This is a genomic window from Huintestinicola butyrica (assembly GCF_025567215.1).
GTDB lineage: Bacteria > Bacillota > Clostridia > Oscillospirales > Ruminococcaceae > Huintestinicola > Huintestinicola butyrica.
Window position 1 is genome coordinate 20,508 of the sequence record NZ_JAOQKB010000006.1, and the last position, 14,899, is coordinate 35,406.

Sequence of the window (14,899 nt, forward strand, 5' to 3'; positions counted from 1 at the left end):
AAATGAAGAAACAAGGCAAATACTCTAGATTGATTTATTTTTATACGAATTTGTATTGCTATAAGAATATAAAATGGAATTTTTTTGAAAAAATGAACAAACTAGTATTTGGTGCCGATATTCCAAAATCAACAATCATAGGTTCTGGAATTTATTTTCCCCATTATGGACTAGGGGTAAGGATAGGTTTGAATGTCGTTATAGGTAAAAACTGTACAATTTATCAAAATAGTCAAATAGGTGAAGGTGTTAACATAGGGGATAATGTTCTTATTGGTGCGGGTGCTGTAATAAAGTCTGGTAAACGAATTGGATCAAATTGTAATATTGGTGCAAACGCATATATTGATTTTGATGTATCGGATTATTGTACGGTTGTTGGCAATCCAGGTAAAATTATAGGGTAGGTTAAATATGTTAATTGTTTTGAGGTTGAAGGCATGGATGTATAGACATAGAATGAAGCCAATTGCTAAGTTATTTGATATTATTGTTAGAATTTTGTGGAAGTGTGACTTTCCAGCATCTGTAAAGTTTGGAAAGGGACTATCGCTATCAGGAAATGGCAGAGGTACAGTAGTACACTTTAGGGCAATTTTGGGACAAGATGTTATAATAGGTCAAAGCGTTACAATAGGAAGTAGAAATAATATTGGACCCCCAATTATTGGTGAGCATGTTAAAATTGGAGATGGTGCTTGTGTTCTTGGCGATATTCGTATAGGTGATTATGTTATTATTGCACCAGGAGCAGTAGTCATTCATGATACACCTAATAATTGCTATGTTGCTGGTGTTCCAGCGAAAATTATTGAACAATAAGGATTGATAATATGAAAGATAAGAATGTTCAATCTGTTGTGCTGATTGATTATTTTTTACCTAAGAATTTTTATACATATGAATTATGTTGTGAGTTGTCTAAATTTGCAGATGTAACATTGATTTGCAAAGATAGTTATGAAAAAAAATCGAATGAATTATTTAATATAAAGCCAGTTCTCCATTCTAAGCCAGATAGAAACAAAGTTAAAGCGTTTAAAAAATACTTATCAGATTTAATAAAAATAAAAAAAATAGTAGAAGAAATTAAACCAGATGTTCTCCATGTGGAAGGGATTATTCATCATGAATGTGAGGTTCCTTTCTATAAAATCTTAAAAAAACATGTGAATGTATTCTGCTTTACAGTGCATAACATTCTTCCTCACGAAGCAAAAAAAAGTGATGAAAAAAAACTAATTAGTATTTGCAGTTTGGCAGATATGCTTGTAGTACATAATGAAAGTAGCAAAAGATTGCTATTAGATCATATTGGAGACCAGAAAAAAGACAATGTATTTGTTATTCCGCATGGTTGCTATACAAGTTATCATATAAAGCATATGGAGACTGGCGAACCTGTAAAATTCTTGATGTTTGGATTGCTCAGAAAGTACAAGGGAATTGATATACTTTTAAATGCTATTGCATTGCTTCCTAAAGAAGTAACAAAAAGATGTCATTTTGTTATAGCTGGTAACCAGCAAAAAAACTATGATGACACAGATTATATAGCGATGCGCAATAGATTAAATATTGATGAGAAAATAGTTAAGTTTGATATTCGTTTTATTCCAGATGATACTCTTGAAAATTATTTCAATGAGGCAGATTGTATTATTTTTCCATATAGAGAAATATACGCTTCGGGTGCACTGTTGATGGCATATTCTTTTGAAAAGCCAGTAATTGCTAGTAATATTCCTGTTTTTTATGAAGAAACATGCATGGGAAAAAGTGGACTTTTGTTTGAAGCGGGGAGTCCGCAGCAATTGGCGAATGCAATAGAATCATTCGTAAAATTAGATAAGCAAAAGCTCAAGGATTATCAGGCGAATGTTAAACAATTAAAAGATGAGAAATATTCATGGGAGCAGTCTGCTAAGATTACTGCAATGGCATATCGTAAAGTAGAGGAAAAATATAATGAAATTCAGTAAACAAACGATATATTGCAATATTAATGAGCTTTTGTTAGTAATGTTGTTAACACAATATATGGGTGCTTTAGGAAATTTTGAAAATGCAATTCCTAAGCCAGTGGCACATGTTATATATTTGGTGTACAATACATTGTTTATGTTCTATGCTATATATGGCCTGTTTTATGTTTTGTACCAAAAGCAAAAATGGAGGGTTACAAAACAATATTTACTTTATGTAGGTTTTTTTGTTTATGTATTTATTTCTGGAATTGTGGTAACAAAAGATTATAATACTTTCTTTGAAGGAGTAGTTAGACTGATCGGAACGGCATCGATTGCATGTTATATTGGATATTATTTTTCTATGGAAAAAATTGCATCAATAGCTATTCGGGCACAAACTGTTGTCGTTGCTATGATATGGTATATGTATATTTTTCGTCCGAGTGATGTTTTATATTCTGATCCATTTTTCAAAGAGAACTTAGTAGGTTTATTTACTACAAAGAATACGTGTGCTTATGAATTAGCATTTGGTCTTGTGGTAACAGTGGCATGGTGTTTGTTTTATTCAAAAGGATCTAAAAGAGTTGCAGGTCTTTTGCTGCTTATAGCTCAAATTCCGCTTTTTATTATTTGCCATGCCGTTGGTGCTGTGTTTTGTATTGCTTTTACGTTTATTATTTTTGTTGTGTATTATATAAAAAAAAATAAAAATAAACTTGGCTCTTTATTTATTTTTATTACATCGTTATTTTGGGCATCAGTTTATGTCATTCTTCCGTTGATAGGAAGTATTTTGGCCTATTTTGGAAAAAGCGTTACGTTGACAGGACGAACATCCATTTGGAATGGCATATTGCAATACGCATCGGAAAGTAATTTTTGGATAGGTGCAGGTTATGGGACGTTTTGGATAAATGACAAATATGTATCGTCTTTATGGTCTATTTACTCTTCATTAGGATTGTCGCAGTTTGCGATTGGAGCACATAATTTACTATTAGAAATGCTTTTGCAAGTTGGAGCAATTGGTGTTATATTATTTATAGCTTTGGTTTTGCAGTCAATGAATAGAGTTACCGTTGAAAAAAATGACGGCAAACAGTTTCTGGTGTTAATTGTTTTGTTCTATACGATTAGAAGTCTGGTAGAGAGAACATTCAACTATATGTCCTATGATCTACTTTTCTTTTTAATTGCTATTTCGTATTGCATCTGGAGCAGAGAAGAAAAAATAATAGAAGATGATAAATAGAGCGCATCATATTTATACTGATAAGCAACAAAGTAACGGATGATATTTATTTTACTCTATAAGCGATTAGAGAATGCACCATATGGCAGTAATGGTGAATCTTTTGCAATTTTTAGGAGGAACTGCGATTGGAAGTAAGCAAAATAGGGAAACTATTAAAAACAATTGTTGTTACAGGAGTTGCGTTTATATTAAATTATTTGATAAATTTGATATTAACGCCTTATATAACAGATACAGTAGGAACAGCAGCATATGGATTTGTGTCTTTAGCAAAGAATTGTGCACAATATGCAACAGTTATAACTGTTGCGTTAAATTCATATGCTTCTCGCTATATTGCACTTGAATATCATAATCAAAATATCTGCAAAAGTAACGAATACTTTAGTTCTGTTTTTTGGGGAGATATTTTTTTAGCTTCAGTAATTACTGCTTTGGCGTTTATTTTAATTTCATTTTTGGAGCATATCTTTGAAATTCCAGAGTCTATCGTATTTGATGTAAAGCTTCTCTTTATGTGTGTTTTCATTAGCTTTTGGATTACAACTGTCTTTTCAGTGTTCAGTTGTTCGGCTTATATCAAAAATAAACTTGATAGTACAGGCATTTATAAAGGTTTATCCTATATTTTTGAGGCTGGAATATTGTTAGTGTTATACGGCTTTTTTCCAGAGAAAGTTTACTATGTTGGCGTTGGCTTAATTGCTTCTGCTTTTGTAATAGCAATATCCAATATTTATATTTGTAAAAGAAATACACCTGAATTGTCTGCAAGTCGAAGCTATTTTAAGGTTTCAGCGGTACGTAGGTTGATATTAGATGGCATATGGACTTCAGCTAATTCGCTGGGAAATATCCTGAATAGTGGTTTGGATTTGGTTGTATGTAATTTAATGTTAACACCAATTTCAATGGGAGAAATTGCTATTGTAAAAACGATAGATAATATTTTTCACAGCTTGTATCAGTTAGTAGCGCAAGCATTTCAGCCAATGTTTTTAAAAAGCTATGCGCAAAATAAAAAAGAACAGTTAATGTCGGAATTAAAAATATCAATGAAGATTTCTGGAATTCTTTCAAATATTGCATTTGCAGGGTTTGCCACGTTGGGGATGATTTACTATGAATTGTGGATCCCTAACCAAAATATTAATTTGATTTTTTCACTGACTATGATAACAATTGCAGCAAGTATTGTTAGTGGACCGATGACACCATTATATTATGTATATACGCTTACACTAAAAAAAGAATTTCCATGCATTACGACCATAATTGGTGGAATTCTGAATGTTGTGGGAATGTATGTATTAATTAAATTTACTCCACTTGGCATTTATTCAGTTGTATTAACAACGACAGTTGTAATGTTAATAACAAATTTTATTACGAATCCATTGTATATGTCATATGCACTAAAAGTGCCTTATTGGACTTTTTATCCATGTTTGATAAGAAATATAATATCTTGTATAGCTATTACCATAATTTTTAAATTGATATCTAATATATATCGTCCAAATACATGGATTGGGCTGGGAATATGCGGAGTTATATTTTGTATAATTGGTGCGATTATTCATTTGGTTATTGTGTGTGATAAAAAAGAATTGCAGATGGTTTTTAAAATAGTTTCTAAAAATAAAAAGGAGGATATAGAAAAATGAGTAAGATTCTTAACCGAATGAACCAGTTGAAAATAATTGGTAGGGATTTATGGATTAATTCTTTTGGCGGTAGTTACTGGGTCCCGAAATTTCTAAGAAAGAAAATATATCAGATAGCAGGTATTATCACTTATAGCGGTAACATAAATCCTAAGTGTTATTTTAGTTCAAATAAGGTTAAGATTGGAAATGATTGTTATGTAAATTATTTTTGCTATTTTGATGCTTCAGATTTCATAACAATAGCTGATGGAACACATATTGCAATGCAGTGTTCGTTTATTACTTCATCACATAAAATTGGTGGGGAAGAACGTCGAGCAGGATCTAATACAGTTGCTCCTATTTATATTGGAAAAGGGGTGTGGATTGGTGCTAATGTAACAATTCTTCCCGGTGTAACAATAGGGGATGGATGTATAATAGCAGCTGGTGCCGTTGTTAATAAAAATTGTGAAGCAAATTCGTTGTATGCAGGAGTACCGGCGGTTAAAGTTAAAACATTAGCTAGCTAATGTGATAGAGATTAACTGCTACAACGCAACCGCCAAACAGGCACACACCTGTGCCTGTGATGACAGTTACCAGCGAACCCCGTAGTGTGAAGACCAGGAATCTGCAAAAGTGATCCTCAACATTCCGGATATTTTTCGGCATTATGAGTCTGAATAATAAACTGTGTAAATGCCAATAATAACCACAAAGAAATTTGGAGGTAAATTGGTATGAAAAACAGAAATCACGGATTAAGCGAAAAGGAAATGGAGCTTGTTCAGCTTCTAATGGCAGACTGTGAAACAACAGGAGTTATTCAGGCAAAATTAAAGCGGTTATTCGTAGGAACGATCGAACAGATGCTTGAAGCTGAGATGGACGAACATCTTGGCTATGAGAAAAACTCTGCTCTCGGCAATAATTCCGGCAACAGCAGAAACGGTTATGGCAAGAAAACCATAACCAGCGATTACGGCGAATGTGAAATATCTGTTCCACGTGACCGCAACGGAGAATTTGAGCCTAAAGTCATTGAAAAAAGACAGACTCACACAGATGAAATTGAACAGAAAATCATGGCAATGTACGCAAAGGGAATGTCCCAGCGTGATATTGAAGATACCCTAAGAGAAATCTATGGTGCAGAAATTTCCCAGGGGCTTGTTTCCCGAATAACCGACAAAATTCTTCCTGAGGTAAATGAATGGCAAAACCGTCCTCTCGACAAAATTTACCCCGTAGTTTTCTTTGACGGAATAGTTTTCAACTTGGCTACTGTGTAATCTTCAGATTTTCTGTTCCTACTGTAAAACAATTCTTCCTTCATTCTTGCCCACATACTTTCGCAGAGGGCGTTATCGTGACATCTTCCTCCGGTACTGTTCATGCTTTGAACCAATCCGACGTGTTTTAGTGTTTCCCGGTACTTTTCGATTGTATACTGGCTGCCTCTGTCTGAATGAAGAATTGCGCCCCTTAATTCGGGATAGGACTTGACAGCATTCTTTACTGTTTCTACGCACAATTCTGCTTTCATATTGGTATCCATTGATATTCCAAGTGGGGCAAGATCAAAACAGTCAAAAATCACCGATGTATAAAGCTTTCCGTCTTTTCCCTTGATCTCTGTAATATCCGTTACACACTTCTCACAGGGCTTATTCGCCTTGAAGTCACGCTTCAGAAGATCGTCCGATTTCATTGCTTCACGGTCTGCCTTTGTGATCCCGTTAGGCTTTCTCCTCGGTCTGCGAGTTATTCCTATGTCATGCATTACACGATACACCGTACTTTCGCTGGGAACACACTCGCCATCAGGGTGCTTCAACAAAAGTGCCTGATGCATCCGCTTCCTGCCATATGTATCATTACATTCATCTTCCTCAACGATCTCCATCATTTCAGCCGCCAGAGCTTCGTATTTCCAGGGCTTGTCACGTTTTTTAAGATAATCGTAAAATCCCTGTCTTGTCACATCAAGCGCCTTGCAATAGAAAGCAATTTTTCCTCGCTCTGCTCCATCTTTGGTTTTCAGAGCAATGAATTTCATTCTTCCTTTTTTGCACACTTCTGACGGCTCGCTGCGAAAAAAGCGGTTGCTTCCGATAAAAAAATTATTTTCCTCTTGAAGCCGTTTGATTTCCTTTGCCTGTTCCTTGTTCTCACGGAGAAGCTGCTGCAGTTCTTCTTCAAGCTTGGATACATTGCTGTCGCTGCGTTTTTCAAGATGTAGATTTCCTTTGCGTGCCTGCTTTATCCAATCGTATAATGTATGATACGATATTCCTAATTCTATACTTGCATTTTTGCACCCTTTTTCCTCTGCAAGTTTCATGGCTTCCTCTTTGTATTCTCGGCTGTACTGTTTTACCTGTCCCATTCCTTGACACTCTCCTTCTTTTTTATTATATTTTCGTGGGTGGATTGTGTCAAGTTTTATTATACTACATCAGATTTTTTGTGTGACTCAGTGTGACTTGGTGGTACTCAGTGTGAAATTGGTTTGATAATATCATATAAAAATGAGGAATACAAGACAGTCAGATTCGTAAAGCTTGGCCTTGACGGCAATGAAACAGCTATGAGCTACATCGTTTTTTTGAATGCTGCAAAGAGTTATCCTTCTTTGATAAGATAGGATACCCACGATTTAAGGCGATTGTAAAAAATATTGTATTTGTTTTAATAATATATTTGCAAGTCTATATGCTGAAACTTGCAAATTTGTCTTGACATGGTAAGGATGCCGTGATATAATATTATCAGAGCAACACAGGCGTTGTGCAACAAGGACGTTGTACCTGTGGTGCTCTTTTTTTATAAGGATGTGATTATATGGACGAAACTATCCTCAGTGCAGGCATCGACGTGGGAACATCTACGACACAGATAATTTTCAGCAGAATGACCATTCAGAACACAGGCGGATTCGGCTCCGTCCCCAAGATCGAGATAGTGGATAAGGAAATAATCTATGAAAGCGAGATATATTTCACCCCTCTGCTGTCGGAAAATGAGATAGACGGCGATAAGGTAAGCGACATTGTGATGTCGGAATACAAAAAAGCCAATCTCACCCCCGATATGCTCACCACAGGCGCAGTTATAATCACAGGCGAAAGCTCCCGAAAAAGCAACGCCCGCTCGGTTACCGAAGCCCTTTCCGAAACAGCAGGAAATTTTGTTGTAGCCACCGCAGGCCCAGACCTTGAATCGGTGCTGGCAGGAAAAGGCTCAGGCGCAGCAAGACTTTCGGAGGAAACAGGAAAAACTGTTGCAAACTTTGATATAGGCGGCGGAACCACAAATATCTGCCTTTTCAGAGACGGCACTGCCATAGATACCGCCTGCCTGGACATAGGCGGAAGGCTTATCAAGGTCGATGAAAACGGCAGGGTGACATACATCGCACAGAAACTGAAAAAGCTTGCCGATATGAGCGGCATCAGTGTATCCATAGGCGATATCCTCACTTCCGAGACCGCAGAAAATATATGCAGAGAAATGACGGAAGTGATAGAACAGTCCGCAGGACTGAGAAAACCTGACAGCCGCCTGGAGCTTATGATAACGAACCATAGCATGAAAAGCGGCATAGTCCCCGATATCATTACTTTTTCCGGCGGTGTTGCCGACTGCATGGGCTATTCGGGAGAAAAGCAGTTCCCATACGGCGATATAGGCGTTTTCCTCGGTCACGCCGTGGCAGCTTCGCCCCTGCTTACCGAAAGAATGTCCGAAACGGCGGAGGAGACTATCCGTGCCACCGTTATCGGCGCAGGCAATTTCAGCATGGAGGTATCGGGAAGTACCATCGAATACACTTTCGGCAGTCTGCCAATAAAAAGCATTCCCGTTTCAAGGATAAAGCTTGAAACGTCAGAGGATATTCCCTCTGCAGGGGAGCAGATAAGAAAGGGACTTTCAAGGTATGAAAACCGTTTGACGGCAATATCAATGAAAGGTCTGCCCTGTCCCTCGTTCAAGGAGATAGAAGCTATGGCAGACGCTGTGTGCGCAGGTGCGGAAGGCTCCGACCAAAGCGTGCTTATCATCATTACCGAAGCGGATATCGGCAAGGCGCTGGGACAGGCTCTGAAACGTCGGATAAAGGACAGGGACTTTATCTGTGTGGACGGCATCTCCTGCTCGGACGGTGATTTCATCGACATCGGCGAACCGCTTGCCCACGGCAAAGTGCTGCCCGTCATTGTAAAAACCCTGATATTCTCATAACCCACAAGGAAGGCGGATAAAAATGTCATATAAAGTAAGGCTTTACGGCAGAACATATGAATTTAAGGATATACGGGAAGTTATGTGCAAGGCGAACGAGCTGAAATCCGGCGACTGCCTTGCAGGTATCGCTGCAGAGGACACCAAGGAACGAATTGCGGCAAAAATGGCTCTGAGCAATATCACTGTCCATGATATCCGTGAAAACCCCGCAGTGCCATATGAGCAGGACTCGGTAACAAGAATAATCCAGGACGACCTTAACATTCCAATTTATAACGAGATAAAGGGCATGACTATATCAGATCTGCGTGAGTGGATACTGGACAGCCGCACCACAGGAGATATGATACTCCGTGCAGGCAGAGGTATGACCAGCGAGGTTATTGCCGCAGTCTGCAAGCTGATGGGCAATCTTGACCTGATGTATGCCGCAAAAAAGATAGAAATAGTCACTCACTGCAACACATACCTCGGACTTCCGGGGACAATGGCTTCAAGATTGCAGCCGAACCACCCTACCGATGACCCCAAGGGCGTTGCCGCATCACTGCTGGAGGGACTTTCCTATGGCATGGGCGACGCTGTAATAGGCCTTAACCCTGCAACGGATTCGGCTGACTCCACAGGCGAGATACTCCGTCTTTTCAAGGACGTTATGGTGAAGTACGATATTCCCACCCAGAACTGTGTGCTTTCTCATGTTACAACTCAGATGGAAGCAATAAGGCAGGGTGCTCCCGCCGACCTGTGCTTCCAGTCCATAGCAGGCTCACAGAAATCCATGGACGCATTCGGCGTTACCGTGGAAATGCTTGAAGAAGCAAACGAGCTTATGCGCACCGAGGGCACGGGAACAGGCCCCAACTATATGTATTTCGAAACAGGTCAGGCGTCCGAGCTTTCCTCCGACGGTCACAACGGCTGGGATCAGCAGACCATGGAATCACGCTGCTACGGCCTTGCAAGGCACTATCACCCATTTATCGTAAATACAGTGGTAGGCTTTATCGGCCCCGAATACCTCTACGGCAGCGATCAGGTTTTGAGAGCAGGTCTGGAGGATAATTTCTGCGGCCATATGCACGGTCTGCCCATGGGCTGCGATGTGTGCTACACCAACCACAATACCTGTGACCAGAGTGCAATGGATAATCTGCTGGTAATGCTGGGGGCAGGCGGCTGCAACTATGTAATGGCAATTCCTCACGGCGATGATATCATGCTCATGTATCAGACCACAGGTCATCACGATGTAAAGGCAGCCCGTGAGATACTGGGACTTCACGCAAATCCCGAGTTTGAAAAGTGGATGCTCAAATGGGGCATAATCGACGAGGAAGGTCATTATACCGACCGTGCAGGTGACCCCACCATTTTCGGAAATTAACGAAAGGAATGACTGTTATGCCCGTTTTCCCGAAATTTGATTATGAAAACAATGATATAACGAAAATAAAAATGCAGGATTTCTGCCTGCTTAAAAACCCACAGGATCCGGAGCAGCTTGCGGTGCTCAAAAGCAAGACTCCTGCCAGAATAGCCATAGGACATACAGGAGCAAGATATCCCACCTGCTCCTACCTCCGCTTCAGGGCGGATCAGGCAGCTGCAGCGGACGCAGTTTTCTCTGAGGTTTCGGAAGAGACTGTAAAGGAGCTGGGACTGTTTGAGGTGCGCACCAAATGCGAAAACAAAAGTATGATGATAACCCGTCCCGACCTTGGCAGACTTTTTGACGAGGATACGCAGAAAAAGATATCCGAAAACTGCAAACATGATATCGACGTGGAGATATATGTGGGCGATGGCCTTTGCGCTCCCAGTGTGGCAGCGAATATTCCAGATATCCTGCCTGCGATCACAAAGGGACTGGAAGCCGAGGGTGTAACGGTGGGAACCCCGTTTTTCGTCCGTTACTGCCGTGTGAACACTACGAGAACTATCGCTCCGCTGCTCAATGCAAAGCTCACCTGTGTGCTTATCGGCGAGCGTCCGGGACTTCTCACAGCTGAAAGTATGTCCGCATATATGGCATATAATGCCCGTCCCGATATGCAGGAGTCGGAATATACGGTTGTTTCCAACATCAGCCGCCACGGAATACCTCCTGTAGAGGCGGCGGCTCATATCGTTGACCTTATGCTGGAGATACTTAAACAAAAGAAAAGCGGGGTAAACCTTTGTCTTAACTGATAGTATTAGCATTAACAAAGCGGTTCGGGTACATAAAACCTGAGCCGCTTTTATGCTTGTCGGATGAAAAGGAAGCTGCAGCAGGGGAGGAGAGCCTTGTTATCGTTATAGTCGTATATAACAGTTACATAACAAATGTTAAAAGAAAATATGCAATTTTAAGCTTGACGTCTTGCAAGGCGGAAAATGGAAAAATAATATGCTGCGGCAGCTCATGCAGGCTCGGATACGGCTAATTTGCCGATAATATTATATATTTTTAAGAAAATATGGCTTGCAAGTAAGATATATAAAGCTGTCATATCTGCAAATGAAATCCTTGTATAAAATGCCAAAAATTGAAAAATGCAATTTTACTCTTGACAAATTGCAAAACAGGGTATATAATGATATCAATGATTGAGAACATCAATAAGAGATGAGCTTAGTCAGACAAACCTTTAAACCCAAAAGGTTCTCTTTAATGATAGTTTCAGACAAAGGCGTCGTGTTATAAAAACACGGCGCCTTTTTTGAAGCATTTCGGAGAAGAGTTCTTGCAGCAGATATTATGCCGCAGGCATTCAGGAAGTATCTGCTGCTGCAAAGCCATTAAATAGGAGGAAGTATTATGAACATCGGATCGACTTACGCTCTTAACGGAAAAATCGAAACAGAAGCAATGAGTGTTGTAATGGCTCAGATCGCTCCCAAGAGTGCACACACCATGGAGGACGTTGAATTTAACACAAATCAGATTCTCAGCTATATGGATAAGGCTGCGGCAGGTTTTCCGGGATATGATCTGTTCATGTGTCCCGAGTGCGGCTTCCACGGTTTTGCTCCCGGCGACTGGCCAAGACTGGCTCTCACCCTTGACTCCGAGCCTATAAACAAGGTTCGTGCAAAGTGCAAGGAGCTGGGTGTCTGGGGTATCTTCAATCCTCTGGTACGTGAGAATGACGGTCAGTTTGTAAAGAATATGGCTATCCTCGTAAATGACAAGGGCGAGATAGTTCACAAGTATGTTAAGATGAATCCCTGGCTCCCCGATGAATGCACAGTTCCCGGAACCGAGTGCAAGGTAGTTGATGGCCCTAAGGGTTCAAAGATAGGCATTATCATTTGTGCCGACGGCGATTATCCCGAGATCTGGAGAGAGGCTGCGGTAAACGGAGCAAACGTTATCTGCCGAGTTTCCCACTACATGGCTCCTTATGATGAGGCTTGGGAGATCACCAACAAGGCAGGCGCTTACTGCAACCAGACTTATGTTCTGGGCTGCAACTCCGTCGGAATAGATGAGTGCTACACCTACTTCGGCAACAGTATGGCAGTAAACCCCGACGGTACAGTATTTGCAAGGGCTCCCAAGGGTATTCCCTGGCTCATGAAGGTAGATGTTTACCCCGGAATCGTTGATAAGATGCGTACACAGCCCGGTGCATACAACTTCATCTGGCAGTACAAGCATCGTGGAGCTGCCTGCCCCGACCAGAACGGTGCAGGCAGAGGCGTCAGCGATTACAACGCTTATACAAAGTAATGGGAGGTTATTATCATGGCTGTTTATACATCTGAAGCTCACAATCTTATCAAGGCAATGGGTAAGGCAGGTATTACCTTCCCCGCAACAAAGGCAGAGCTGCTTGAAAAGTTCGGCGATATGACCATTAAGGTGGATTTCGATAAGGAGGCTAAGATCTCCGACACCGTTAAGGAAATGGTACCCGAGGATTACAGCTGCGCTTGTGCATTCAGAAATGCGTACATTTCCGCACAGATGCAGGCTCTCAAGAAGGAACTGAAGTTCTGATACTCAAAGATCACGGAAAGATTTTTTGAAGTTTTAAGAGATTTTAAGGAAAGAAGATATAAAAAGAAAAAGATTTTAGGAGTGGTGGTATGAAAACGAAATTAAAAAGACTTACAGTTGCTGCGGTCGCAGCTATGATGGCAGCTACAGTTATGGCAGGCTGCGGTGATACATCAACAACTACTGACGGTTCTTCGGCAGCAGGCGGCGATACAGCGGCTGCATCCACAACAGGCGGCGGAAGAACAGCAGGCAGCAAGGATACGCTTGTTATCCTCTCCGCTGAGAACTTCCTCGGAAACTGGGATCCCACCAGCCATACGACCCTCGCCCAGCTTCACGCAGAGTGGATATGTTTTAACAGACTTATCCATATGGATACCGATACTCAGGAGCTTTCTCCCGAGCTTGCAACATCATGGGAATATATTGACGATGCTACTCTCCAGCTCAAGCTGAGAGAAGGCGTAAAGTTCCAGGACGGCAGCGACTTTGATGCTGAGGACGTAAAGGCTACTCTGGAAAAGCATTCCTCCAAGGACAGCGTTACCACCGCTTGGTGGAGCCAGCCCGTTAAGGTAGAGGTTGTTGACCAGTACACCGTCAACGTAAGAATGGAAGACGGCAGGCCCTATGCAGGCCTTATCAATATGCTCTGTATGGTACCTGTAATGTCCGCAGATGACATTGCAGACCCCGCAAAGCTTTCCGCAGGCTTCAACGGCACAGGTGCTTACAAGTTCGATAAGTACGAGAACGACACCATTTACTATTCCGCATTTGATGACTGCTGGGAAGGTGTTCCCAAGACTCCTTACGTTCAGTACAAGTACGTTGCGGATTCCTCCACACGTCTGGCAGCCCTCCAGACAGGTGAGGCTGATATCATCGAGCGTGTTGAGTCCGAGCAGGTAAGTGTTCTGGAAAACAATCCCGATACTGAGGTAATCACTCAGCTCACCACAGAGCTCAAGCACCTCTTCTTCAAGTTTGAGGTTGAGCCTATGAACGAAGAGCTTGTAAGAAAGGCTATCTCCTACGCTATCGACCGTGAGACTATCGTAAATGATATCCTCCAGGGCTACGGCGAGGTTGCAGACTGCTACGTATCCTCCACAGTCTGGGGCTATTCTCCCGTTGACAACTTCCCAACATATGATCCCGAAAAGGCTAAGGAGCTTCTTGCCGAAGCAGGCTACCCCAACGGCGAGGGACTTCCCGAAATGACCTATACGACCTCAGTTGGCTTCTATGTAAAGACCAAGGAGTACGGCGAGTTCATTACTGCAAATCTCCAGGCTATCGGTCTGAACGTAAAGTTCAATCCTGTTGAGACCGCTACATGGAACGATATGTATTATCAGGCAACACCCTGCACCATGATCGACGGCGGCTGGTGCCCTCCGGGACTTGAGCCTGACCTTAAGCTCAACCCCTTCTACAGATCTCCCGGACTTATCACCAAGTTTGTTGACGATCAGCTGGATGCTGTTATGGACAAGGAAGCTTCCGAGCTTGACAGCGAAAAGAGAAAGGAAATACTTGCAAATGAGGTTTATCCTCTGCTTGCTGAAAAGTGCGAAGATGTTCCTCTCTTCAACTCCATGTCCATCTACGGTGTGGGCAGCAATGTAAAGGGCTTCAAGTCCCTGCCTACCACAAGCTTTGAAGTCAAGGACGTAGTAAAGGAATAACATTCAGACAGAATACAGCGGGCAGTCATAAACACAAACGAATGACTGCCCGTTTCTGTTTTTATCAAATTTTTTACGCAGGGAGGAGT

General features: G+C 41.2%; 13 protein-coding genes and 2 pseudogenes. 14 read left to right on the forward strand and 1 reads right to left on the reverse strand.

Annotated elements, in window-relative coordinates:
* Nucleotides 1–2 precede the first annotated feature (2 nt).
* From OCV68_RS07895 to OCV68_RS07925, 7 genes and pseudogenes are all read left to right on the forward strand, one after another.
* Entirely contained in the window at nucleotides 3–407 is a 405-nt protein-coding gene (locus OCV68_RS07895; protein WP_262571942.1) for a serine O-acetyltransferase, read from the forward strand.
* A gap of 52 nt (nucleotides 408–459) precedes the next feature.
* Nucleotides 460–822, forward strand: coding sequence for an LbetaH domain-containing protein (locus tag OCV68_RS07900; RefSeq protein WP_262571944.1), 363 nt, complete (start codon nucleotides 460–462; stop codon nucleotides 820–822).
* A gap of 11 nt (nucleotides 823–833) precedes the next feature.
* A complete protein-coding gene (locus tag OCV68_RS07905; RefSeq protein WP_022476020.1) occupies nucleotides 834–1,982 on the forward strand; it encodes a glycosyltransferase family 4 protein in 1,149 nt (382 codons plus the stop codon).
* Entirely contained in the window at nucleotides 1,969–3,225 is a 1,257-nt protein-coding gene (locus tag OCV68_RS07910) for an O-antigen ligase family protein (RefSeq protein WP_022476019.1), read from the forward strand. The genes OCV68_RS07905 and OCV68_RS07910 overlap by 14 nt, the downstream gene beginning before the upstream one ends.
* Nucleotides 3,226–3,353: 128 nt before the next feature.
* Entirely contained in the window at nucleotides 3,354–4,895 is a 1,542-nt protein-coding gene (locus OCV68_RS07915) for a lipopolysaccharide biosynthesis protein (protein WP_022476018.1), read from the forward strand.
* 344 nt (nucleotides 4,896–5,239) lie between these two features.
* Nucleotides 5,240–5,380: pseudogene (locus OCV68_RS14760) on the forward strand (DapH/DapD/GlmU-related protein); the annotation flags it as partial.
* Between the two features lie 276 nt (nucleotides 5,381–5,656).
* Nucleotides 5,657–6,154, forward strand: a pseudogene (locus tag OCV68_RS07925) (IS256 family transposase); the annotation flags it as partial.
* Here the strand turns inward: OCV68_RS07925 and OCV68_RS07930 are convergent.
* A complete protein-coding gene (locus OCV68_RS07930; protein WP_022476014.1) occupies nucleotides 6,121–7,269 on the reverse strand; it encodes an IS3 family transposase in 1,149 nt (382 codons plus the stop codon). The pseudogene OCV68_RS07925 and the gene OCV68_RS07930 sit on opposite strands and share 34 nt — an antisense overlap.
* Before the next feature lie 455 nt (nucleotides 7,270–7,724).
* On the opposite strand from OCV68_RS07930, the gene OCV68_RS07935 reads away from it, so the two are divergent.
* The 7 genes from OCV68_RS07935 to OCV68_RS07965 all read left to right on the forward strand — a co-directional run bounded on the left by OCV68_RS07935 (nucleotide 7,725) and on the right by OCV68_RS07965 (nucleotide 14,810).
* Nucleotides 7,725–9,125, forward strand: a complete 1,401-nt coding sequence (locus tag OCV68_RS07935; RefSeq protein ID WP_022476013.1) for an ethanolamine ammonia-lyase reactivating factor EutA — start codon at nucleotides 7,725–7,727, stop codon at nucleotides 9,123–9,125.
* 22 nt (nucleotides 9,126–9,147) lie between these two features.
* Nucleotides 9,148–10,515 carry an ethanolamine ammonia-lyase subunit EutB gene (locus OCV68_RS07940; RefSeq protein ID WP_147621722.1) on the forward strand — a complete coding sequence of 456 codons (1,368 nt, stop codon included), beginning with the start codon at nucleotides 9,148–9,150 and terminating at the stop codon, nucleotides 10,513–10,515.
* Between the two features lie 17 nt (nucleotides 10,516–10,532).
* Nucleotides 10,533–11,321: an ethanolamine ammonia-lyase subunit EutC gene (gene eutC / locus OCV68_RS07945; protein WP_262571946.1), complete on the forward strand. Its 789-nt coding sequence runs from the start codon at nucleotides 10,533–10,535 to the stop codon at nucleotides 11,319–11,321.
* A 56-nt stretch (nucleotides 11,322–11,377) separates the two neighbouring features.
* On the forward strand, nucleotides 11,378–11,557 hold the full coding sequence (locus tag OCV68_RS07950; RefSeq protein WP_262571948.1) for a hypothetical protein: 180 nt from the start codon (nucleotides 11,378–11,380) through the stop codon (nucleotides 11,555–11,557).
* 374 nt (nucleotides 11,558–11,931) lie between these two features.
* On the forward strand, nucleotides 11,932–12,846 hold the full coding sequence (locus OCV68_RS07955; RefSeq protein WP_262571950.1) for a nitrilase-related carbon-nitrogen hydrolase: 915 nt from the start codon (nucleotides 11,932–11,934) through the stop codon (nucleotides 12,844–12,846).
* 15 nt (nucleotides 12,847–12,861) lie between these two features.
* Nucleotides 12,862–13,116, forward strand: coding sequence for a hypothetical protein (locus tag OCV68_RS07960; protein WP_022476009.1), 255 nt, complete (start codon nucleotides 12,862–12,864; stop codon nucleotides 13,114–13,116).
* An 89-nt stretch (nucleotides 13,117–13,205) separates the two neighbouring features.
* Nucleotides 13,206–14,810 (forward strand): ABC transporter substrate-binding protein, encoded by a 1,605-nt coding sequence (locus OCV68_RS07965; protein ID WP_262571952.1) that lies wholly within the window; start codon nucleotides 13,206–13,208, stop codon nucleotides 14,808–14,810.
* Nucleotides 14,811–14,899 lie beyond the last annotated feature (89 nt).

Excerpts from the sequence above, each read along its gene's own strand:
- OCV68_RS07895 (WP_262571942.1), top strand. The coding sequence starts at position 3 with ATGAAGAAACAAGGCAAATACTCTAGATTGATTTATTTTTATACGAAT.
- OCV68_RS07935 (WP_022476013.1), top strand. The coding sequence starts at position 7,725 with ATGGACGAAACTATCCTCAGTGCAGGCATCGACGTGGGAACATCTACG.
- OCV68_RS07900 (WP_262571944.1), top strand. The coding sequence starts at position 460 with ATGAAGCCAATTGCTAAGTTATTTGATATTATTGTTAGAATTTTGTGG.
- OCV68_RS07965 (WP_262571952.1), top strand. The coding sequence starts at position 13,206 with ATGAAAACGAAATTAAAAAGACTTACAGTTGCTGCGGTCGCAGCTATG.
- OCV68_RS07910 (WP_022476019.1), top strand. The coding sequence starts at position 1,969 with ATGAAATTCAGTAAACAAACGATATATTGCAATATTAATGAGCTTTTG.
- OCV68_RS07955 (WP_262571950.1), top strand. The coding sequence starts at position 11,932 with ATGAACATCGGATCGACTTACGCTCTTAACGGAAAAATCGAAACAGAA.
- OCV68_RS07905 (WP_022476020.1), top strand. The coding sequence starts at position 834 with ATGAAAGATAAGAATGTTCAATCTGTTGTGCTGATTGATTATTTTTTA.
- OCV68_RS07940 (WP_147621722.1), top strand. The coding sequence starts at position 9,148 with ATGTCATATAAAGTAAGGCTTTACGGCAGAACATATGAATTTAAGGAT.
- OCV68_RS07930 (WP_022476014.1), bottom strand. The coding sequence starts at position 7,269 with ATGGGACAGGTAAAACAGTACAGCCGAGAATACAAAGAGGAAGCCATG.
- eutC (WP_262571946.1), top strand. The coding sequence starts at position 10,533 with ATGCCCGTTTTCCCGAAATTTGATTATGAAAACAATGATATAACGAAA.
- OCV68_RS07960 (WP_022476009.1), top strand. The coding sequence starts at position 12,862 with ATGGCTGTTTATACATCTGAAGCTCACAATCTTATCAAGGCAATGGGT.